The sequence below is a fragment of the Bradyrhizobium sp. I71 genome (assembly GCF_022354745.1).
Classification (GTDB): Bacteria; Pseudomonadota; Alphaproteobacteria; order Rhizobiales; family Xanthobacteraceae; genus Bradyrhizobium; species Bradyrhizobium liaoningense.
The window spans coordinates 1,234,721-1,254,622 of record NZ_CP059398.1; the positions used below are offsets into that span (position 1 = coordinate 1,234,721).

General features: G+C 63.5%; 18 protein-coding genes. 7 read left to right on the forward strand and 11 right to left on the reverse strand.

Annotated features, from left to right (window positions below; translation table 11 throughout):
* The first annotated feature begins 28 nt into the window (after nt 1–28).
* Nucleotides 29–484, forward strand: a complete 456-nt coding sequence (locus FJV43_RS06070) for a cupin domain-containing protein (RefSeq protein WP_239625393.1) — start codon at nt 29–31, stop codon at nt 482–484.
* 109 nt (nt 485–593) lie between these two features.
* Here FJV43_RS06070 and FJV43_RS06075 read toward each other — a convergent pair whose 3' ends face one another.
* The 4 genes from FJV43_RS06075 to FJV43_RS06090 form a co-directional block, all read right to left on the reverse strand.
* The gene (locus FJV43_RS06075) at nt 594–1,844 is read right to left on the reverse strand and encodes a flavin-dependent oxidoreductase (RefSeq protein WP_239625394.1); all 1,251 of its coding nucleotides are present in this window, start codon (nt 1,842–1,844) and stop codon (nt 594–596) included.
* Between the two features lie 51 nt (nt 1,845–1,895).
* Entirely contained in the window at nt 1,896–4,247 is a 2,352-nt protein-coding gene (locus FJV43_RS06080; protein WP_239625396.1) for a bifunctional salicylyl-CoA 5-hydroxylase/oxidoreductase, read from the reverse strand.
* 100 nt (nt 4,248–4,347) lie between these two features.
* Nucleotides 4,348–5,184 carry an enoyl-CoA hydratase family protein gene (locus tag FJV43_RS06085; RefSeq protein ID WP_239625398.1) on the reverse strand — a complete coding sequence of 279 codons (837 nt, stop codon included), beginning with the start codon at nt 5,182–5,184 and terminating at the stop codon, nt 4,348–4,350.
* Nucleotides 5,185–5,227: 43 nt separating this feature from the next.
* Nucleotides 5,228–5,989 carry an SDR family oxidoreductase gene (locus FJV43_RS06090; RefSeq protein ID WP_239625399.1) on the reverse strand — a complete coding sequence of 254 codons (762 nt, stop codon included), beginning with the start codon at nt 5,987–5,989 and terminating at the stop codon, nt 5,228–5,230.
* Nucleotides 5,990–6,200: 211 nt separating this feature from the next.
* Here FJV43_RS06090 and FJV43_RS06095 point away from each other — a divergent pair, with 211 nt between their 5' ends.
* Genes FJV43_RS06095 through FJV43_RS06115 form a run of 5 tightly spaced genes read left to right on the forward strand, consistent with a single transcriptional unit; the run spans nt 6,201 to nt 11,919 of the window.
* Nucleotides 6,201–6,998 carry an alpha/beta fold hydrolase gene (locus FJV43_RS06095; protein WP_239625401.1) on the forward strand — a complete coding sequence of 266 codons (798 nt, stop codon included), beginning with the start codon at nt 6,201–6,203 and terminating at the stop codon, nt 6,996–6,998.
* Between the two features lie 12 nt (nt 6,999–7,010).
* The gene (locus FJV43_RS06100) at nt 7,011–8,300 is read left to right on the forward strand and encodes an acyl-CoA dehydrogenase family protein (RefSeq protein ID WP_239625403.1); all 1,290 of its coding nucleotides are present in this window, start codon (nt 7,011–7,013) and stop codon (nt 8,298–8,300) included.
* 2 nt (nt 8,301–8,302) lie between these two features.
* Nucleotides 8,303–9,838, forward strand: coding sequence for a long-chain fatty acid--CoA ligase (locus FJV43_RS06105; protein ID WP_239625404.1), 1,536 nt, complete (start codon nt 8,303–8,305; stop codon nt 9,836–9,838).
* Complete coding sequence (locus FJV43_RS06110; RefSeq protein ID WP_239625406.1) at nt 9,835–10,923, forward strand: NAD/NADP-dependent octopine/nopaline dehydrogenase family protein; 1,089 nt, start codon at nt 9,835–9,837, stop codon at nt 10,921–10,923. The genes FJV43_RS06105 and FJV43_RS06110 overlap by 4 nt, the downstream gene beginning before the upstream one ends.
* Nucleotides 10,924–10,926: 3 nt before the next feature.
* Nucleotides 10,927–11,919 carry a 3-hydroxybutyryl-CoA dehydrogenase gene (locus tag FJV43_RS06115; protein ID WP_239625408.1) on the forward strand — a complete coding sequence of 331 codons (993 nt, stop codon included), beginning with the start codon at nt 10,927–10,929 and terminating at the stop codon, nt 11,917–11,919.
* Here the strand turns inward: FJV43_RS06115 and FJV43_RS06120 are convergent.
* From FJV43_RS06120 to FJV43_RS06145, 6 genes are all read right to left on the reverse strand, one after another.
* On the reverse strand, nt 11,916–12,962 hold the full coding sequence (locus tag FJV43_RS06120) for a peptidase M29 (protein ID WP_239625410.1): 1,047 nt from the start codon (nt 12,960–12,962) through the stop codon (nt 11,916–11,918). The two genes, FJV43_RS06115 and FJV43_RS06120, sit on opposite strands and share 4 nt — an antisense overlap.
* A 31-nt stretch (nt 12,963–12,993) precedes the next feature.
* Nucleotides 12,994–13,761, reverse strand: a complete 768-nt coding sequence (locus FJV43_RS06125; protein WP_239625411.1) for an ABC transporter permease subunit — start codon at nt 13,759–13,761, stop codon at nt 12,994–12,996.
* On the reverse strand, nt 13,758–14,543 hold the full coding sequence (locus FJV43_RS06130) for an ABC transporter permease (protein ID WP_239625413.1): 786 nt from the start codon (nt 14,541–14,543) through the stop codon (nt 13,758–13,760). The genes FJV43_RS06125 and FJV43_RS06130 overlap by 4 nt, the downstream gene beginning before the upstream one ends.
* Nucleotides 14,540–15,352 carry an ABC transporter ATP-binding protein gene (locus FJV43_RS06135; RefSeq protein WP_239629329.1) on the reverse strand — a complete coding sequence of 271 codons (813 nt, stop codon included), beginning with the start codon at nt 15,350–15,352 and terminating at the stop codon, nt 14,540–14,542. The genes FJV43_RS06130 and FJV43_RS06135 overlap by 4 nt, the downstream gene beginning before the upstream one ends.
* 127 nt (nt 15,353–15,479) lie before the next feature.
* Nucleotides 15,480–17,174: a dihydroxy-acid dehydratase gene (gene ilvD / locus FJV43_RS06140; protein WP_239625414.1), complete on the reverse strand. Its 1,695-nt coding sequence runs from the start codon at nt 17,172–17,174 to the stop codon at nt 15,480–15,482.
* A gap of 74 nt (nt 17,175–17,248) precedes the next feature.
* On the reverse strand, nt 17,249–18,232 hold the full coding sequence (locus FJV43_RS06145; protein ID WP_239625416.1) for an ABC transporter substrate-binding protein: 984 nt from the start codon (nt 18,230–18,232) through the stop codon (nt 17,249–17,251).
* A gap of 166 nt (nt 18,233–18,398) precedes the next feature.
* Here FJV43_RS06145 and FJV43_RS06150 point away from each other — a divergent pair, with 166 nt between their 5' ends.
* Complete coding sequence (locus tag FJV43_RS06150) at nt 18,399–19,316, forward strand: NAD(P)-dependent oxidoreductase (RefSeq protein ID WP_239625417.1); 918 nt, start codon at nt 18,399–18,401, stop codon at nt 19,314–19,316.
* Between the two features lie 15 nt (nt 19,317–19,331).
* Here the strand turns inward: FJV43_RS06150 and FJV43_RS06155 are convergent, their stop codons facing one another.
* A complete protein-coding gene (locus tag FJV43_RS06155; protein ID WP_239625419.1) occupies nt 19,332–19,895 on the reverse strand; it encodes a flavin reductase family protein in 564 nt (187 codons plus the stop codon).
* Nucleotides 19,896–19,902 lie beyond the last annotated feature (7 nt).

Genomic DNA, 19,902 nt, shown 5'->3' on the forward strand with positions numbered 1-19,902 from the left:
CCGCGTATCGCGTTACGGGAGGACTGCAATGAAGAGCGAAATCACCGGCATCACCCGGGCGAATGAGGGCATCCAGGGCATTTCCTGGAGCATCCTCGGCCAGACCTATGTGCCGAAGAGCTACGCCGAACACAGCTTCTCCTGGCATGCGACACTTCCGCCGGGCACGTTCGTGCCGCCGCACATTCATCCCGATCAGGATGAGTATCTCTACATGCTGGAGGGCAAGCTCGATTTCATGCTCGGCAATTCGGAGTCGCAGGCGACCACCGGCGACCTGATCCGGCTCGGCATGGGCGTGCCTCACGGCATCTTCAACAAGTCGGAGCAGACCGCAAAAGTGCTGTTCTGGGTCTCCCCAAGCCGCAAGCTGTTCGACCTGTTCTGGGGCCTTCACAACATGAAGGAGCAGAGGCCGGAGGACGTGGTGACGATGGCCGCCGAGTTCAACATCCACTTCCTGCCGCCGCCTCCCGGCGACTAAAGTGGAAAGTTGGGCTTGTGAAGCGCGGCCACCTCTCCCCAGCGGGGAGAGGTGATTTGAGTTCCGGGCTGGCGCCGATCCTCAAATTCATCCCGATCTACCGGCGACTTCAGGCGCGTACCGCCGCAAGTCCCGGGACGGCGGCAAATCCGGCCTTGGTGGCGTAGCCACGCACGATCGCCTCGCGCTGGGAATAGCTCAGGACGTTATCGACATTGTCGAAGCCGTCAGGCGCAAGCTGCTCGACGGCGTCGATGACGCCCTCAGGACCGCCGCGCCGATTGGAGCGGACGATCTCGGCCGTCATCGGCAGGCGCTTCTTCTCGTATTCGAGCAGCGCCTGGCGCGGATGCTCGGCACGCACCAGCACATCCGCAAGGCAGCGCGCGTCGAGGATCGCCTGCGAGGCGCCGTTCGAGCCGACCGGATACATGGGATGCGCGGCGTCGCCGAGCAGCGTGACACGCCCGGACGACCAATAGGGCAAGGGATCGCGGTCGCAGGTCGGATACTCGTAGAATTCGGGCGTCGCCGAGATCAGGCTCTTGACGTCAATATACGGAACGGAGAAGCGTGCCACATGCGGCATCAGCTCCTCGCGCCGCCCCGGCCGCGACCAGTCTTCTTTCCGCGGCGGCGGTGCATTGCCCTCGCCCACTTTGACCAGCACCGCCCAATTGGTGAGGCGGCTTGCCGCGCTCGATCCTTCCGCGATCGGATAGATCACCACCTTGGCATTGAGACCGCCGGCCACAATCATCGATTTGCCGGTGAGGAACAGCGGCCAGTCGCGGGCGCCGCGCCACAGCATCAAGCCGTTCCAGCACGGCGGCCCCTCGCTCGGGAACAGCGTCTCGCGGACGCGTGAGTGGATGCCGTCGGCGCCGATCAGGATATCCCCACGCGCGGTGTGGACGTGCGTGCCGGCACGATCGAAGAAGTAAGCGGTGACGCCGCCCTCATCCTGCGTGAAGGCACCAAGCCGGCAGCCGGTGTGAATTGCGTCCGGCCCGAGCCGTTCCTCGACGGCACGATGGATGACGCCCTGAAGGCGCCCACGATGGATCGAGAATTGCGGCACATCGTGACCGGCGTCGATGCCGCGGGGTTCGCGCCAGACTTCCTGGCCGTGGCGGTTGAGGTAATAGAGCTGATCGGTGCGGATCGCGACGTCGTCCAGCCTCTGCAACAGGCCGAGCCCGGCCAACTCGCGCATCGCATGCGGCAGCGTGTTGATGCCGACGCCGAGTTCGCGGATGGTGTCGGCCTGCTCGAAGATCTCGCAATCCAGGCCCCGTGAGCGGAACATCAACGCCGTGGTGAGACCACCGATACCGCCACCGACGATAATCGCCTTCATCGCCTTACTCCACTCGAAACACAGGCAACGGGGTTAACGTCGCACGGTCGGTCACTCCGCCGCAAGCGGCTTTGTCGCCTCCGCCTTGAGCTCGGCCCGGGTCCTGGGCTTAGCCTTAATTCTCAGCTCCTCCAGATCCTGCCGGTCGCGCACGCTGTTGCGGAAAATCTGATCCTTTCCCGGCAGATATTGCGGCGGGCAGAATGCGTCGTTGGCGCCGTACCAGGCCGCCGCCTTCATGGTAAAGAAGGGATCGACGAGATGCGGACGGCCGAGCGCGACGAGATCCGCCCGGCCAGCGGCCAGAATGGTGTTGGCCTGGTCCGCCGTGGTGATGTTGCCGACGCACATGGTGGCTACCCGCGCCTCGTTGCGGACCTGATCGGAGAACGGCGTCTGGAACATGCGCCCGTAGACCGGCTGCGCATCGCGCACCGTCTGGCCGGTCGAGACGTCGACGAGATCGACGCCCGCCTCGGCAAAGGCGCGCGCGATGGCGACGGCATCATCGCCGGTGATGCCGCCGTCAGCCCAATCGGTTGCGGAGATGCGCACCGACATCGGCTTGTGCGACGGCCACACCGCGCGCAGCGCTTCGAAGATCTCGAGCGGAAAACGCAGCCGGTTGGCGAGCGAGCCGCCATATTCGTCCGTGCGGGTATTGGTCAGCGGTGAGATGAAGCTGGCAAGCAGATAGCCGTGGGCGCAGTGCAATTCGAGCATGTCGAAGCCGCAGCGCTCGCCGCGCTCGGCTGCCGCAACGAAAGCGTCCCTCACCGCGTTCATGCCGGAGCGGTCGAGCTCGCGCGGGACTTGGCTGTCGGGGAAATAGGGTAGCGGCGATGCCGAAACGGTTTCCCAGCTGCCCTCGTCCAGAGGCCGATCCATACCGTCCCACATCAGCTTGGTTGCGCCCTTGCGACCGGCGTGCCCCAACTGAAGGCAGATTCTTGCGGCCGAGTTGCCGTGGACGAAATCAACAATGCGCCGCCATGCGGCTTCCTGCTCGTCGTTCCACAGGCCGGCGCAGCCGGGCGTGATCCGGGCATCGCGGCCAACGCAGGTCATCTCGGTAAAGATCAGCCCGGCGCCGCCGATCGCGCGCGAGCCGTAATGGACCAGGTGGAAGTCTGTCGGCACACCCTCCTTCGCCGAATACATGCACATCGGCGACATCACCGCACGATTGGCGAGCTTCATCTCACGTAGACGGAACGGCTGGAACAGCGGTACCATCGGTCGATCGGTATCGACATCGAAGCCGCTGCTGCGCACCTGCCTGGCAAACGACTTCTCGACCTCCGCCACGAAATCCGGCGCGCGGAGCTTAAGATTATCGTAGGTGATCGCCTTCGAGCGCGTCATCACGCCGAATGCGAACTGCACCGGGTCAAAATCCCAGAAGCGGTCGACATGCTCGAACCAGACCAGCGAGACGTCGGCGGCATGCTGCGTCTTCTCGACCTCCTCACGGCGGCCGTGCTCATAGACTTCCAGCGCCGCCTCGATGCTGGGCGCCTTCTCCATCGCCTCGGCCAGCGCGATCGCGTCTTCCATCGCGAGCTTGGTGCCCGAGCCGATCGAGAAATGCGCGCTCGCCTTGGCGTCGCCGAGCAGAACCATGTTGTCCTTGACCCAGCGCTTGCTGCGGATCATGGGGAAGTTGCGCCACATCGAGCGGTTGGTCAGCAATCGATGCTCGCCGAGGAACCAGCCGAAGATGTCTGCCATCCGCGCGGCGGACTGAGCTTCGTCCAGCCCTGTCAGTCCCGCCCGCTCGAACGTCTCCGGATCGGTCTCGAATATCCAGGTCGAATGCCCGGCCTCATACTGATAGGCATGGGCGATGAACGGCCCCCACTCGGTCTCCTGGAAGATGAAGGTGAAGGCATCGAGCGGCCTGGTCGATCCCATCCAGGCGAATTTGTTGGAGCGGATGTCGACCTCCGGCTGGAAATGGTCGACGTATTTCTCGCGGAAGCGACTGTTGATGCCGTCGGCGATGAGAATGAGATCGGCATCGGCGAAGCGGGACTCGTCGTCGATGTCCATCTCGAAATGCAAGACGACGCCAAGCTCGCGAGCGCGCTCCTGAAGGATCAAAAGGAGCTTGCGTCGTGAGCAGCCGCAAAAGCCGTTGCCGCCGACGCGATGCACCGTGCCGCGAAAGTGCACCGCGATGTCATCCCAGTATGCGAACTCCTGGGTGATACGGCGGTAACTCGGAAGATCGTGCTTCTCGAAATTGTCCAGCGTGGCGTCGGAGAACACCACGCCGAAGCCGAAGGTGTCGTCGGCCCGATTGCGCTCGTATACCGTAATGTCGGCGGCCGGGCGCTGCTTCTTGAGCAGGATCGCAGCATAGAGACCCGCAGGTCCGCCACCGATGATCGCGACTTTCATGGGAGCCTCGCCAATTCACCCGGCCACGAAACTATTTTAAGCCTAAAATAATTCCGCGCAAGTCCCCGTTGCTGACATGGACGCCGTTAAGGCGATCGGTCTAGTCGCCCCTGAATACCGGCTTGACCTTGTTGGCGAAAGCCTCGAAGGCTCGCTCGAAATCCGCCGTGGTCATGCACAACGCTTGGGCAACGGCCTCCGCCTCGATCGCCTCCTCCACCGACATCGCCCATTCCATGGCCAGCATCCGCTTGGTCATGGTGTTGGCGAAAGTCGGCCCTTCCGCGATCTGCTTCGCCAGAATTTGCGCCTGAGGCAGCACCTGCTCCGGCGTGACGATGCGGCTGAAGAAGCCCCAGCGCTCGCCCTCTTCCGCGGTCATGAACCGGCCGGTGTAGAGCAACTCGGAGGCGCGCGACTGCCCGATGATCCGCGGCAGGATTGCGCAGGCACCCATGTCGCAGCCGGCCAGCCCCACCTTGTTGAACAGGAACGCCACCTTGGCCCCGCTCGCCGCAAGGCGCATGTCAGATGCCATGGCGATGATCGCCCCGGCCCCGGCGCAAATGCCCCCGACCGCGGCAACGATCGGCTGCGGACAGGCCCGCATCGCCTTGACGAGGTCGCCGGTCATCCGAGTGAAGGCGGTCAGCCCCTTCGTGTCCATCTTCACGAGCGGGCCGATGATCTCGAACACGTCGCCGCCCGACGAGAAATTGCCGCCGGCACCGGTGACCACGATGGATTTGACCGCATCGTCGAAGGCGCAGGCACGGAAGAAATCGGTCAGCTCCCGATAGCTTTCGAACGTCAGTGGATTCTTTCGTTCGGGGCGGTTGAGCGTGACCGTCGCAACGCCGTCGACCACAGCCAGCATAAAGTGCTGCGGCGAGTAGTCTGCAAGCGGCACGGTGACGGGATTGGCGGGTCTGCTCATGCGATCTCCTTGGCTTCCTTGTTCCCCGACTGAACCGGGCACGCTAGACCTCGCCCCCGGCCACGGCAATCGCCTGCCCGGTGATTGCGCTCGCGCCTTCACCGCACAGCCAGAGAACCGTGTCTGCCACTTCCTGAGGCGTGATCAGGCGTCCTTGCGGATTGTGTTTCGCGAGCTCTGCGACCGCCTGCTCTCGGCTACGCCCCGTCTTCTTCATGATGTTATCGATGCTGCCGGCAACGAGATCGGTGTCGGTGAAGCCCGGACACACCGCATTCACGGTCACATTGCTTCCGGCCATCTCGAGGGCGAGCGAACGCACGAGACCGACTACGGCGTGCTTTGCAGCAGCATACGCGCTGACATAGGCATAGCCCTTGAGCCCGGCCGTCGACGCGACAGCAACGATACGGCCATAGGGCCGATCCTTCATGCCCGGCAGCACGGCCCGGGCGGCATGCACGACGCCCATGAAATTGACATCCATCATGCGCGCAAAAAGGGCGGCATCCGATTTCGCGAACGGCGCCGATTCGGCGCTGCCCGCATTGGCAATCAGGATGTCGATCGGCTTGCGCGCACTCGCTCCGGCAATGGCAGCTTTCAGGGACGCTTCGTTCGAAACATCAGCGACGGCCGCAAAGTGCGCCGCACCCGCATTGACTGCCTCTTCGAGAACCGCCGCGTTCCGGCCAAGCACGGTTACGGTCGCGCCAGCGCCGACGAGAGAAGCAGCTATCGCGCGGCCGATGCCGCGACCGCCGCCGGTCACCAGTGCGTGCGGCGAGTGCGGCAATCCGGACATGCGCTGTCTCCCTCGGATCTCGTGATCGTTCTTCCGATATATTTTAACCCTCAAATTTTTGCAACGAAACCGGCGCTCGCCTCCCGAACACCGCCGCACAGAAGCGGCCCGGAAATTGCTTTAAGTATAAAATTATCTCTTCCCATCCCCCACAGGCCTGTTAGCATCGACGGGCCAAGCAAAAGGATGTCGCGTGTCGCAGCCTGCGCCAATGATAACAAAGGACGGACGCTTCGCCTATGAAGCCGCGGGCGATCCGGGCGCGATACCCCTGATCTTCCTGCATGGCATTGGCGGCGCGGCGCGAAGCTGGCGGCAGCAGCTTGCCACGTTCGGCGACCGCTTCCACACGATCGCGTGGGACATGCCGGGCTATGGCGGATCGGCGCCGCTCGCCAGCGTCAGCATCGCTGCCCTGGCCGATGCGCTTCAGCAATTCATCGAGCAGCTTGGTGCGGTCAAACCTATTCTGGTCGGCCATTCCATCGGCGGCATGATCGTCCAGAAATGGCTGGTGCAGTCCCCCGGACTGGCACGAGCGGTCGTGCTGGCGCAGACCAGCCCTGCCTTCGGGAAGGCTGACGGCGATTGGCAGAAATCATTCATCGCGGCACGGCTCGGGCCGCTCGATCGTGGGGAGACCATGAAGTCGCTGGCGCCAACGCTGGTGGAGGAGCTGGTCGGCGATGATCCCGATCCGAACGGGATGGAGCTGGCGCGCGAATGCATGGGAAGCGTGCCCGAGGCAAGCTATCGCGCCATGATGCTGGCTCTCATCGGCTTCGATCAGCGCAGCACGCTTGGGGATATCTCCGTCCCCACGCTGCTTCTGTCTGGCTCCAAGGACAACAATGCGCCCGCCCCGATGATGGCAAAGACCGCGACCTATATCCCTGGGGCTGCATATGTCGAGCTCGCCGGCGTAGGCCATCTCGCCAATCTCGAACGCCCTGCCGCCTTTGACGAAGCTCTCGGCGGGTTTCTGAACTCTCTCGCGACCAAAGTCTAAGGTAACTGCGCGATGACCATGCAAGTCAGCAAGACTATTGGCACGACCAACAAGGTCGCGCTGGATGCGCCGATCTTCGATCCCGTTGCTTTCCGCCTGAGCGACGAACAGGCCGGCATCATTGCGCGTGCCCGCGAGATCGGCCAGAGCGTCTTTGCCGGTCGCGCCGCGACCTATGATCGCGAGGCGATCTTCCCGACCGAAAACTATCGCGACTTGCATCGCGTCGGGCTGCTCGGCATCGCAGTCCCCAAGAAGCACGGCGGACTTGGCGCGAACTACCAGACCTATGCCTTGGCTGCCGCCGAGATCGGCCGCTATTGCGGCGCAACCGCGCTGACCTGGAACATGCATGTGTGCTCGACACTATGGTCGGGCCCGCTGGCCGACGATCTCGACATGGATGAGCAGACGCGCGCCGAGCACGAGCGGCGGCGCGCGGTTCACTACAGGCGCATCGTCGAGGAGGGCGCGATCTACTCGCAACCCTTCTCTGAAGGTGGCGCAGCGGCGGCCGGCGGTGTCGCGTTCGGCACGGAAGCAAGGCCGGTGGAGGGCGGCTGGATCGTCAATGGCAAGAAGATCTTTGCATCGCTCTCCGGCCATGCCGACTATTACGGCGTGCTTTGCACCGAAATCGAAGAAGGCGAGAAGGCCTCGCGCCGCAACACGCTTTACCTCGCCATCCCCGCCAAGTCGGAAGGGGTCTCTGTCGTCGGCGATTGGGATCCGCTCGGCATGCGCGGCACGGTCTCGCGGACGCTTCTGTTCAAGGACGTGTTCGTGCCGGAGGATTCTGCGCTGATGCCGCGTGGCGTCTATTTCCAGGCCGCGATGCGCTGGCCGCACATGTTCCTGACGCTGTCGCCGACCTATATGGGCCTCGCGCAAGCGGCCTATGACTTCACCGTGCGCTACTTGCGCGGCGAGGTGCCCGGCATGCCGCCGGTCAAGCGGCGGATGTACCCGACCAAGCAGATCGCGGTCGCGCAGATGCAGATCAAGCTGGAGCAGATCAAGGGGATCTGGTTCCAGGCCGTCACCGAAGCCTGCGCCAATCCGAGCAAGGAGCAGGTGCTGCGGGCCTATGCCGCGCAATATTCGGTGATGGAGGGCGCCAATGAGCTTGCCGCGCTCGCGATCCGCACCTGCGGCGGTCAGGCCATGCTCAGGTCGCTGCCGCTCGAGCGGATCTATCGCGACAGCCGCTGCGGCTCGCTGATGCTGCCCTGGACCGCCGAGCTCTGCCTCGACCGGATCGGGCGCGAAGCGCTGTACGAGGCCGGTGAAACGGACGACTGACGGTGGACCTCTGTAGCCTGATAGACCGCAACGCGGCGTTCGCTCCAGACAAGACGGCTATTTCCTTCGAAGGGAAGCGGCTGAGCTATGCGGCATTCGCCGCACGCATCGAACGGACCGCAACCACCTTGAAGCAGGAGCTTGGCGTCGGCCGCGGCGACCGCGTCGCGATTCTGAGCCTGAACCGGCCCGATTATCTGGTGCTGCTCTACGCGTGCGCGCGGCTCGGGGCTATCCTGGTGCCACTGAACTGGCGGCTGGCTATCGCCGAGCAGCTGTTCATTCTCAGCGATGCCGGCGCCAAGGTTCTCGTGCTTGAGCAAGCATTTGAGGGACTTCTTTCCACGCTCGCGCAGTCCGCACCGGGGACTGCCGTCGTCGGCCTCGACTTCGTACCGCCCGGCGGCACAACATTCGAAGGCCTGCTGGCCAGGAGCGACGGCACCAGCCGAAATCCGCACACCGATCTCTCGTGTCCGCTGCTCATCGTCTACACGTCGGGAACGACCGGGCGGCCGAAAGGCGCAGTGCTGCGCCAGGAGGCACTGTTCTGGAACAGCGTCATGAGCCAGCACATGCACAACATGACGTCCGACGACCACGTGCTGACCGTGCTGCCGTTCTTCCACGTCGGCGGCCTCAACATCCAGACGACGCCGGCGCTCCAACTGGGCGCGACGGTCACGATCCATGCGCGCTTTACGCCCGATACCGCGCTTGCTGCCATCGAACAGGAGCGGCCGACGCTCACGGTGCTGGTGCCTGCGATCATCCAGGCGGTGAGCGAGCATCCCGCCTGGGCGACCGCCGATCTTTCGTCACTCAAGGCCGTCGCAACAGGCTCGACCATCGTGCCTCCGCACCTGATCGAGCGCTTTGTCACGCGCGATGTCCCGGTGCTTCAGGTCTACGGCTCGACCGAGACCTGCCCGATCGCAATCTACACAAGGCTCGGCGGCGACCTTTCGCGCCTGGGATCGACCGGCCTTGCCGGCCTGTGCTGTGAAGCCAAAGTGATCGATCAGGCTGGCAATGAGATGCCCGCGGGCACGCCGGGCGAGATCGCGGTGCGCGGGCCCAACGTGTTCTTTGAATATTGGGGCAACGAGGCCGCAACGCGCGACGCCTTGCACGACGGCTGGTATCGCACCGGCGATATCGGCCTGTGCGATTCTGACGGCTATTTCTGGGTCCGCGACCGCAAGAAGAACATGATCATATCCGGCGGGGAAAACGTCTACCCGGCCGAGGTCGAGCGTGTCCTGCTCGAACATCCTGACGTCAGCGAATGCGCCGTGATCGGCCGGCCCGACCCGCGCTGGGACGAGGTGCCGATCGCCTATGTCATTGCGAGATCCGGCTGCCGGCTCGAGGCGGACGAATTGAGGGCGCATCTTCAGGCGCAACTCGCGCGCTATAAGGTTCCGCGCGAGATCGTCTTCGTCACCGATCTGCCGCGGACGGCGCTCGGCAAGGTCCAGCATTTCCTGCTGAAGCAACTTGATACGCAGTCCCGCACGCAAGGAGAAGCATCTTGAAGATTGCGGTTCTGGGTGGGGGGAACGGCTCTTTCGCGGCCGCGGGCGATTTTGCACTGTCGGGACATGAGGTGCGGCTTTGGCGCCGCGATGCCGATCAGGTCGCGGCACATCGTACCGCGGGCGCGCGCATCACGGTCAAGGATCACAACGGCCGCCACGACGTGAAACTCGCGCTGGTCACGACCGATATCGCCGCAGCCGTCAACGGCACGGAGCTGATCCTGTGCCCCGCCCCCGCTTTCGCACAGCCGGATATCGCCCGCCTGCTCGCCCCGCATCTGCGAGACGGCCACGTCGTGTTTCTGCCGCCGGCGACATTCGGCTCGATGATCTTCGCCCAAGCGGCGCGGGATGCCGGCAACCACGCCAAGGCAAGCTTTGCGGAGACCGGCACGCTGCCGTGGCTGACCCGCAAGCACGGACCATTCGAGGTCGCGATCACCATCCGCGCCAAGCGATTGCCAGTCGGTGTGTTCCCGCTCGACCAGGCGCCCCACGCACTCGATGTCATCGGACGCGCTTTCCCGGGCGTGATCGAGCCGTGCGGGGATGCTCTGTCAGGCGCGCTGATGAATGCAGGACCCATCATCCATCCGCCGCTGATCGTGATGAACGCCGGCCCGATCGAACATTTCGAACGTTGGGACATTCACAAGGAAGGCACGCAAGCCGCGATCCGGCGGGTCACCGACGCGCTCGATGCCGAGCGGATCGCCGTGCGCGAGGCGCTCGGCTATGCTGCACCACATTTCCCGCTCGCTCATCATTACGCGAGAGAAGGCGAGATCTGGATGTATGGCCGGGGCTCGCACGACCGGCTGACCGATTCCGGCGACTGGCGCGAACGGATCGTGCTGAGCGAGCACCGCTACATGCGCGAGGATCTGCGGCTCGGGCTGTCTCTGCTGGTGTCCGTCGCCGATCTGGCTGGTGTGGCCACGCCGCTCGCCAAAGCGTTCCTGTCGATAGGTGGCGTGGTCTGCGGCGAGGATTTTGCGCAAGGTGGCCGAACGCTCGAAACGCTGGGGCTCGGCAATCTCAGGAAGGCTGAGTTGCAGACGCTGCTTCGCAACGGATTCTGATCGATGACCAATCACGTCAATATCGCCTGCCTCGGCGCCGGCCGCATGGGACGCGGCATCGCGGTCGCGTTCGCCTATGCGGGCCACAGGGTCACGATGATCGACATCAAGGCGCGCTCCGCGGAGGATTTCAACAAGCTGGAAGCGGACGCACTCGGCGAGGTCAGGAAGACCTTTGCCAGCCTGTCGAAGCTCGGGCTGCTGAGCGAAGCAGACGTCGAGCCGCTCATCGCGCGGGTCTCGGTGGTCGCGGCCGGCGAAAGCGGTCCAGCGCTCTCTGAGGCCGGCATGGTGTTCGAGGGCGTTCCCGAGGTCGTCGAGCTCAAGCGGGAGGTGCTGGGGGCCGCCTCAAGGCAAGTCGGCCCGGACACGATCATCGCATCGACGACATCGACCATTCTTGTCGACGATCTCTCCGGCGCAATCGTGAACCCTCGTCGCTTTCTCAACGTGCATTGGCTCAATCCGGCCTACCTGATCCCGCTGGTCGAAGTTTCCCCCGGCAAAGCCACCGATCCCGCCATCATCGAGGAGGTCAAGGCACTGCTCGAAGGCATCGGCAAGGTGCCCGTGGTCTGTGCGGCGACGCCTGGCTTCATCGTCCCGCGCATCCAGGCGCTGGCGATGAACGAGGCCGCTCGCATGGTCGAAGAAGGCGTCGCCAGCGCCGAAGAGATCGACAAGGCGATCCGCTATGGCTTCGGCTTCCGCTATGCCGTGCTCGGGCTGCTCGAGTTCATCGACTGGGGCGGCGGCGACATCCTGTACTATGCAAGCCGCTATCTCGAAGGCGCACTCGGCAGCGAGCGCTATCGGGCGCCGGACGTCATTTCACGCAACATGCATGAAGGCCGGATCGGCCTGCGCACGGGTGCAGGATTTCTCGATTATTCCGGGCTCGACATCGACGCCTATCGCGCGAAGCGGCTCCAGGCCATGGTCGACCTGCTCCGGCATTTCGGACTGGCGCGCCCCCCGGTGCTCGACCGCAACTAGCCGAAGACGTCCTGGAGCACGCCCTCCCGGACCACCGCAACGCCGTCGAGCTCAATCGTCGTTCCCATCATCGGCAGGTCGAAATGTCCTGCCGTGTAGCGCCCTGCAAATTCATTCGCGCCGGTCGAGAACAGGAAATTGCCGGAGACGGCCCGAATCTCGGTGCCGTTGGTGTCGCGCTGGTCGTACATCGACAGCGCCTCGTAGCGCGCGCCCGGATTCATGCCGAAGCCGACATGCGACACGGCGTAGGCTTCGCGATCGCCCCAGGCGGCGAGATAGGCACGCATCATCGCAGCATCCGTGCCTTCCCCTTCCAGCTCGACGACATAGTCGTCCTTCAACGTCATCTTCACAGGAGACGTCAGGTAGCGCTTGAAAGTGAGATTGATGTCGCCGGGCGCCATCACCAGCGTGCCGTTGATGGTTCCGCTCTTGGGAAAGCTGACGACGATTCCGCCGGGCCAATGCGCCAGGGTGCCGGGTTTGTCGGTCCAACCCCACACACCGACCGTGGAGGCGCCGACCATGTCGACATCGAGCGCCGTGCCGGCCTTCGAGGTCACCCGCATGCGCTTGGTCGCGCGTAACATCTTGGCCGCTGCACGAACGCGCTTCTCGAGCGCGGAATCCGGCACCATGCGCTCCAGCGCTTCGGGATGCTCATTGGAGATCACCAGGATCCGCGCGCCGGCTTTGAGGATCTCAGGCGTCTCCACCGCGTGCATCAGGCCCTCGATGGTGCAATCCACCACGAAACCGGCCTGCTGCAGCGCGCTGATCACCGGTCCAAGCCGCTGGATCGCCTCGCTCGCTCCGGTCGAACGAACCGGAACGATGTTCCGGTTACGCGGCGTCGGCATCACCACATGAAACGGCCGCGCTCCCATCCGCAGCAGGGCAAGCTCCGCCAGATGCACGTTCAACGCACGCGACTGGGTTTCCGAGAGGATCGCCGCGGTATCGCCGGCCTTGACGGCGCATCGCTCGAATATCTCGCAGAATGCGTCAATCCATTTTGCTTCGATGCGATCGGCCAGCATGGTTCTCTCCCGGTCTTCAGAGTTCTTGTTGTTACGCTTCAGGGAAGCCCCGGAGCAAGTACGAGCGCAGCGCTCCCAGCAGGCCGTTCAGGATCAGCCCCAGCAGCGAGATCGTGATCAGGGGCACGAACATATCGACGGCCTGGAAGGTTCGGGCCGCCGTCACCAGCGCGTGCCCCAATCCGTCCGTCGACGTGATCATCTCGGCCAGAAACACCACGATGCAGGAAATGACAAGGCCGATCCGGCATCCCGTCAGGATCGACGGCATCGCGGCCGGCAGCACCACTTTGAAGAGGATTTCATAGCGCGGCGTTCCTGCCGCCATGGCCGACCAGATCAGCTTCTGCTCGACGGCCGATGCACCGTAATAGGTGGAGAGCAGAATGGGAAAGAGCGCGTCCGCCGCCACCAACGTGATCTTCGATCCGTGGCCGAACCCGAGCAGGAGCAGGAGCGCCGGATAGAGGGCAACCTTGGGCAACGGCGCCAATACGCGGACGATAGGACGGACCACGGCGTTGATCGCGGGGTTGGCGGCAGCCGCGATACCGATGCTCACGCCAAGCACGACCGCAATCGCAAACCCCGCAAACAGCCGGATCAGCGTTGCCGCGATCTCCTGCTGAAACGCGAACGTCACGAGCTGCTGAAGCAGCCGGCCGAAGACGAACCCCGGCGGCGGCAGCAAGACCGCGGGCGCAAAGCCGAATGACACAAGGCCCTGCCATACCGCGATCACCAGCACGATCGGGGCAATCCCAAGAAAGACGTTTGGGGAGAAAAAGCGCGACATCATGAGAAGCTCAGCGGCATGTCGAACTGCGGTTCGGACCAACGCACAAGTCTGGCACGGGCCCTTTCGAAAAGCGCGTCGAGGAAAATTCCCATCGCCCCCACGATGATGATCATCGCAAAGACGGTGTCGTATTGGCCCATGTCGAGCGCATTGAACAGGATATTGCCGGCGCCAGATTGACGGGCAATCATCTCACTTGTGATCATCGTGATCAGCGCCAGCACCAATCCCGTGCGGCACCCGGTCAGGATTTCCGGCAGCGCTGCGGGCAGCACGATCCGCACCAACCGTTGTGCGGGCGAAAGCCCCATCGCAGCCCCCGACCAAAGCATCTTCTCTTCGACGGCCTTGGAACCCTCGAAGCTGTGGTAGATCACGGGGAGGCTGACTCCCAGAAAGATCACCAGTGTCTTGGTGATGTCGCCGACGCCCAGCCAAAGCATGATAATCGGCATCAAGGCGGCCTTCGGCACCGGATAAATCACCATCAGGAGCGGATTGAAGAAGGCCGCGACGCCCCGGCTGCGTCCCATCAACAGGCCCAGTGGAATCGAAACCAGCACCGCCACACCGAACCCGATCGCCATGCGGCGAAGCGAAGCAAGGATGTTGATCAGGGACTCCTTGTCGCCGAGAATGTCCGGAATTGCCCGGACCGCCTCGATCGCCGTCGGGAAGCTGTCGTTCTCCAGCGCCAGCGAGGCAACCTGCCACACCGCCAGCAATCCGATGCAGGCCAGCACCGGAGCAGCCCGCTTGGTCAACGCAGCCGGTGTCATCATGAGACATGCCCGGCTTCGTCGCTCTCATCGAACATGCGCTCGATATCGACGACGTACTTCTGATAGCGGGGATCGAGCAACAGCTCATTGCGGCGGCGCGGCCGCGGCAGATCAATGTCGATGACCTGCCGGATGCGGCCCGGAGATTTCGACATCATGACGACCTTGTCCGAGAGGAAGACGGCCTCGTCGACCGAATGGGTGACGAACAGCACCGTCTTGCGGTCGCGCTCCCAGATGGTCAGAAGATCGTTCTGCAGGCGAGTCCGGGTGTGCGCGTCGAGCGCGCCGAATGGCTCGTCCATCAGCAGAACTTCGGGATGGTAGGCGAGCGTCCGCGCCAGCGCCACGCGTTGCTTCATGCCGCCGGACAATTCCTTGGGGTAGAAATTCTCAAAGCCTTTGAGACCGACCATCTCGATCAGGGCCCGGCTCTGCGCTTCGGCCTCGGCGGCGCGCACACCTTGCTGGCGTGGGCCATACATCACATTTCCCAGCACGGTCTTCCAGGGAAACAAAGCAAACTCCTGGAACACCGGTCCGCGATCCGGACCGGGCCCGGTAATCGCATGTCCCTTGATCTTCGCCATGCCGCTGGTCGGGCTGACAAAGCCACCGACGATATAGAGCAGTGTCGACTTGCCGCAGCCGGACGGACCGAGGATTGAGACGAAGGCGCCCTCCTCGATCGTCAGCGAGATGTCCGACAGCGCCAAATGATCCTTGCGCGCTGAGGTCTGAAAGACCTGCGAGACGCGATCGATCTCGATGATTGCGGAAGCCGGCTCTTGTGGTGTCACCGGTCTCATCCATTCGCTCGATCTCGCAGCCACTACCGTCATCCCGTATCTCGTCTCACTCGCGCGAACATTCAGCGGCACGAGCTTAGCAAGAAACCTGCCAGACAGGCCGTCGTCTCCGCACACGTGCGGTGCGTCATTCGAACCACGGCCATTCTGCCGGACCTTCATGCGTAACGGCTCCGCCCGGCGCTTGGCCGACCAGCCGCGCATATTTTGCGAGCGCACCTGCACGGTGACGCGGCGGGCGTTGCTTCCAATCGCGCCGCCGCGCGGTGAGCTCCTGCTCGTCGAGCAAGACATCCATCTGCCGATTTACAGCATCGATCCGGATCCTGTCGCCGTCGCGAACAAGCGCCAATGGACCGCCAACAAACGCCTCGGGAGACACATAGCCGATGCACATGCCGCGGGTCGCCCCCGAGAACCGCCCATCGGTGATCAGGGCAACTTTTTCGCCCATGCCCTGTCCGTAGATCAGCGCGGTGACACCGAGCATCTCACGCATGCCGGGGCCGCCGACCGGCCCTTCGTTGCGGATCACGAGGACCTCGCCCGCCTTGTAGCTGCGGTCACGAACCGCTTTGACGCAGGCTTCCTCATCCTCGAAAACGCGCGCGACGCCCTCGAAGAACTGGCTCTTCAAACCGGCAACCTTGATCACCGCACCGTCCGGACAGAGGTTGCCCTTCAGAACTGCAACGCCCCCATCTGGCATGATAGGCGCACGAGACGCGTAAACGACCTCGCCATCGGGAGCATTGGCCGCACCATATTCTTCGGCAAGCGTTCGGCCCGTGATGGTGATGCAACTGCCATCGATATGCCCGCTCTGGATCAGCTCGCGGATCACCACCGCCGCGCCGCCGATGTCGTAGACATCTTTCGCCGTGTATTTGCCACCAGGCCGCAGATTTCCGATCAGCGGCGTCCTGGCAAATACCTCGCCCACATCGTCGATCGTGAATGCAATGCCGGCCTCGTTCGCGATGGCAGGAAGGTGCAACGCAGCGTTGGTCGAGCCGCCCGTCGCGGCCACGACCGCCGCGCCGTTCTCCAGGGATTTGCGCGTCACGATATCGCGCGGCAGCGGTCCACCACGCTCCAGCATCTCCATGATCAGCCGCCCCGCGCGTCGTGACATCTGCGCCCGCTCGGCATAGACACCGGGCACCATCGAGACGTTGGGAATGGTCAGGCCCATCGCCTCCGACACCATTCCCATGGTATTCGCGGTGAACTGGCCGGCGCACGCGCCGATCGTCGGCAAGCAGGCGCGCTCGATCCGCTCGAGCGTGGCGCCGTCGATCTCGCCGGTCATGAAGCTGCCGACAGCCTCATAGGAGTCCAGCACCGTCAACGTTCGACCGTCCACGCGGCCCGGCAGCGAGCTGCCGCCATAGATGAAAATGGACGGAACGTTGCAGCGAACCATACCCATCATCACGCCGGGAAGCGTCTTATCGCATCCGCCATACCCGATCAGCGCATCGTAGGCCAGCCCATGCACGACGGCTTCGATCGAATCGGCGATCAGTTCCCGCGAGAACAGGGAGAACTTCATGCCCTCGTGGTTCATGCTGATGCCGTCGGAGACCGAGACGGTCGAGAATTCGCGCGGTGTGCCGCCGGCTTCCTCGACTCCGGTCTTGGCGGCGGCCACCTGGAAATCGTGAGTCATGTTGCAGGGCGTCTGCTCGCCCTTCATGCTGACGATGCCTACCATCGGTTTGGCGATCGCAGCGTCGTCCAGCCCCATGGCGCGCATGAATGCACGATGCGGGGCCCGGTCGAGCCCGTCCGTGGTGACGCGTGATCGCAATTTCTTCATATGTGCATCTTCTTCATGCAGCGTCCCGGATGATCCGGAACGCTGCGGTCTCACGCACGATCGTTCGCCCGCTTCTATTCCAGCGGAGCGACGATCGTCTGATGCTTGAACTGCGCGACATCCAACTTGGGCAGCATTCCTGTCTCTGCATAGATATCCAGCATCTTCTGGATCGCGGGGAAGTTTGGTGCTGCGCCTGGATCGCGACCGAAATCATTGTCTTTGAGCAGATAGGTCTCAAGCACCGGAACGGGCGCCTTCAGCACCTCCGATACGACCTTCAAGGTCTCTTCACGGTTCGCCAGCGCCTTCTTCATGCCTGACGTGATGTCGCGGACATAGGCTTTGACCAGTTCCGGATTCTTGTCGACGAAATCGGCACGGCAGGCTTCCAGGATGTGCACGATGTTCGGCATGGCCTGGGACAGCGAGAACAGCTTCCTCGTGCCGCCCTTGGCCTCCGCGCGTGCGGCAAACGGCTGGTTCATGTTGACGGCATCGACGCGGCCTTGGCGCAGCGCGTCCTCGGAAACTGCAAAGCCGACTTCGACCAGCTTGATGTCCTTGGCCGGATCGACGCCATTCTGCTTCAAGAGCAGGTTGAATGGCCCTTGCGTGCCGCCACCGATCACCGAAATACCGACCGTTTTGCCCTTGAGATCGGCGATTGTCTTGATGGGCGAGTCATCCTTGACGGCCCAATAGACCGAGAAACCGCCAGGCTTTTCGAAGACGTGTTGCGCAACGATATAGGCCTTGAGATTGCCGCCGACCACGCCATTGGAGAGCGACAGTGGCGCCTGCGTCGCGCAGTCCAGCGCGCCGGCCGCCAATGCTTGCGTCATCGGCGCGGTGCCCTGGAATTGGGTCCATTCGATGTTGTAGGTCTTGCCGATACTGGGAAACTCGGCCGGCCTGCGCATCATCCAGTACTTGGATTCCTCGGCCGGGATCGTCCAGCCGACGCGGATCGTCTGCTGCCCCCATGACGGGCTTGCCGCCGCGCTCACGGCTGCTGCCGCCCCCAAAGCCAGGATCCATTTCGAAACGGTTCGCATCGTACCCACTCCGCTGCTCCGGCGCCGACAGGCGCCCCCAACCCGACCGCCTCAAATGTTTCATGGTTCAAACAATCAGGCAAGCCATGCAAGCCGGGCGGTTTTGCCGTCGGATGCACAATGTATGGTAAAGGGGCCGTCGCATTGCGACAGAAGGAGGCAACCTATGGCTGATGCGAGCAAGGCAAACCCGCAAGGTACTGAGAGGCTCGGCTATCTCGGCCTTGGGCTCATGGGCACGCCGATGACCCGACGCCTGCTCAAGGCCGGCTATCAGGTCGCTGTCTGGAACCGCTCGGAGGGCAAGGTGGCGCCGCTTGCCGAGGCCGGCGCCAAGCGCGCGGTCACGCCTCGTGATCTCCTGGTGAACTCGGATATCATCTTCATGTGCGTGACCGATGCGGCCGCGGTCGAGGAGGTGATCTTCGGGCCCGAAGGTCTGGCAGCGGCACCCGGCGCAGGCAAACTTATCGTCGACTTCTCGTCCATACATCCCGACGCTGCGCGCGATCTCGCAGCGCGACTGAAGGACGCGAATGGCGCGGGCTGGATCGATGCGCCCGTGTCCGGGGGCACGAAGGGCGCCGAGGAAGGCACGCTCGCCATCATGGCGGGCGGGGAAGCTGGCGACATCGAGAGGGTGCGGCCCTATGTGCTGGCCATGGCGCGCAGGTTCACTCACATGGGCCCGATCGGCGCCGGCCAGACCACGAAGCTGTGTAACCAGGTGATCGTCGGATGCGCGATGGCCGTCCTCGCGGAAGCGACGCGCCTTGCCGTGAATGCCGGAATCGATGCCAACCGGTTGCCCGAAGCGCTCGCCGGCGGCTTTGCGGATTCCATCCCGCTCCAGCTGTTCGTGCCGCGGATGGTCCAGGGCATTCACAACCCACCGCTCGGTCACATCGCCACGATGCTCAAGGATCTCGATACGGTCGCCGATGTCGCACAGGCGACGTCGACGCCAGTGCCGATGGCCACCCTTGCCGGACAACTTTTCAGGCTGGCGAAGGCCGCGCGAGGTGCGGAAGCGGACGCGTTGGAAATCTACAAGCTATCGGCGCCGGAACGCCAGGCTGTCTAGGCGACCTGAAGCGCGTTACGGCGCCTTCTTGCGTTCATCGTCGGCCATGAAGCGGCCGAACGCCCCCCGGGCGAAGAGCAGCGGCTCCTTCGCATTGTAGGTGTAGGCCTCGACCGCGCCGAGAAAGATCACGTGGTCGCCGCCATAGTAGCGATTCACGGAGCGGCATTGAAAGTTGGCGACGCTCTCGGCGAGTACCGGCGCGTTGCCGAGGCCCGGCGCCCAGTCCAAGCCGGTGAACTTGTCGTCCGATGATTTTGCGAATTTGTTCGCAAGCGCCTGTTGCGAAGCACCAAGCACGTTGACGGTGAAATGGCTGGCGTTCTGGAAGATGGCCAGGCTCGAGGAATAGACGACGAGGCTCCACAGAACCAGCGGCGGGTTCAGAGAGACCGAGGCGAACGAATTGCACGTCAGCCCGTAGGGCTTGCCGTCAGGCGCTGCCGCCGTGATGATCGTTACCCCCGTTGCATAGGTTCCAAGCGCGTTGCGAAAGTCGCGAGGATCGATCTGCGAGTTGTCGCTCGCAAACTCGTTGGCGGGATCGGGAGCGCGGGGCTGCTTCGGCAGATCATTCATCGGCCGG

What these genes read in the sequence shown, in the direction of transcription:
- FJV43_RS06070 (WP_239625393.1), top strand. Translation starts at nt 29, where the DNA reads ATGAAGAGCGAAATCACCGGCATCACCCGGGCGAATGAGGGCATCCAG.
- FJV43_RS06075 (WP_239625394.1), bottom strand. Translation starts at nt 1,844, where the DNA reads ATGAAGGCGATTATCGTCGGTGGCGGTATCGGTGGTCTCACCACGGCG.
- FJV43_RS06080 (WP_239625396.1), bottom strand. Translation starts at nt 4,247, where the DNA reads ATGAAAGTCGCGATCATCGGTGGCGGACCTGCGGGTCTCTATGCTGCG.
- FJV43_RS06085 (WP_239625398.1), bottom strand. Translation starts at nt 5,184, where the DNA reads ATGAGCAGACCCGCCAATCCCGTCACCGTGCCGCTTGCAGACTACTCG.
- FJV43_RS06090 (WP_239625399.1), bottom strand. Translation starts at nt 5,989, where the DNA reads ATGTCCGGATTGCCGCACTCGCCGCACGCACTGGTGACCGGCGGCGGT.
- FJV43_RS06095 (WP_239625401.1), top strand. Translation starts at nt 6,201, where the DNA reads ATGATAACAAAGGACGGACGCTTCGCCTATGAAGCCGCGGGCGATCCG.
- FJV43_RS06100 (WP_239625403.1), top strand. Translation starts at nt 7,011, where the DNA reads ATGACCATGCAAGTCAGCAAGACTATTGGCACGACCAACAAGGTCGCG.
- FJV43_RS06115 (WP_239625408.1), top strand. Translation starts at nt 10,927, where the DNA reads ATGACCAATCACGTCAATATCGCCTGCCTCGGCGCCGGCCGCATGGGA.
- FJV43_RS06120 (WP_239625410.1), bottom strand. Translation starts at nt 12,962, where the DNA reads ATGCTGGCCGATCGCATCGAAGCAAAATGGATTGACGCATTCTGCGAG.
- FJV43_RS06125 (WP_239625411.1), bottom strand. Translation starts at nt 13,761, where the DNA reads ATGATGTCGCGCTTTTTCTCCCCAAACGTCTTTCTTGGGATTGCCCCG.
- FJV43_RS06130 (WP_239625413.1), bottom strand. Translation starts at nt 14,543, where the DNA reads ATGATGACACCGGCTGCGTTGACCAAGCGGGCTGCTCCGGTGCTGGCC.
- FJV43_RS06135 (WP_239629329.1), bottom strand. Translation starts at nt 15,352, where the DNA reads ATGAGACCGGTGACACCACAAGAGCCGGCTTCCGCAATCATCGAGATC.
- ilvD (WP_239625414.1), bottom strand. Translation starts at nt 17,174, where the DNA reads ATGAAGAAATTGCGATCACGCGTCACCACGGACGGGCTCGACCGGGCC.
- FJV43_RS06145 (WP_239625416.1), bottom strand. Translation starts at nt 18,232, where the DNA reads ATGCGAACCGTTTCGAAATGGATCCTGGCTTTGGGGGCGGCAGCAGCC.
- FJV43_RS06150 (WP_239625417.1), top strand. Translation starts at nt 18,399, where the DNA reads ATGGCTGATGCGAGCAAGGCAAACCCGCAAGGTACTGAGAGGCTCGGC.
- FJV43_RS06155 (WP_239625419.1), bottom strand. Translation starts at nt 19,895, where the DNA reads ATGAATGATCTGCCGAAGCAGCCCCGCGCTCCCGATCCCGCCAACGAG.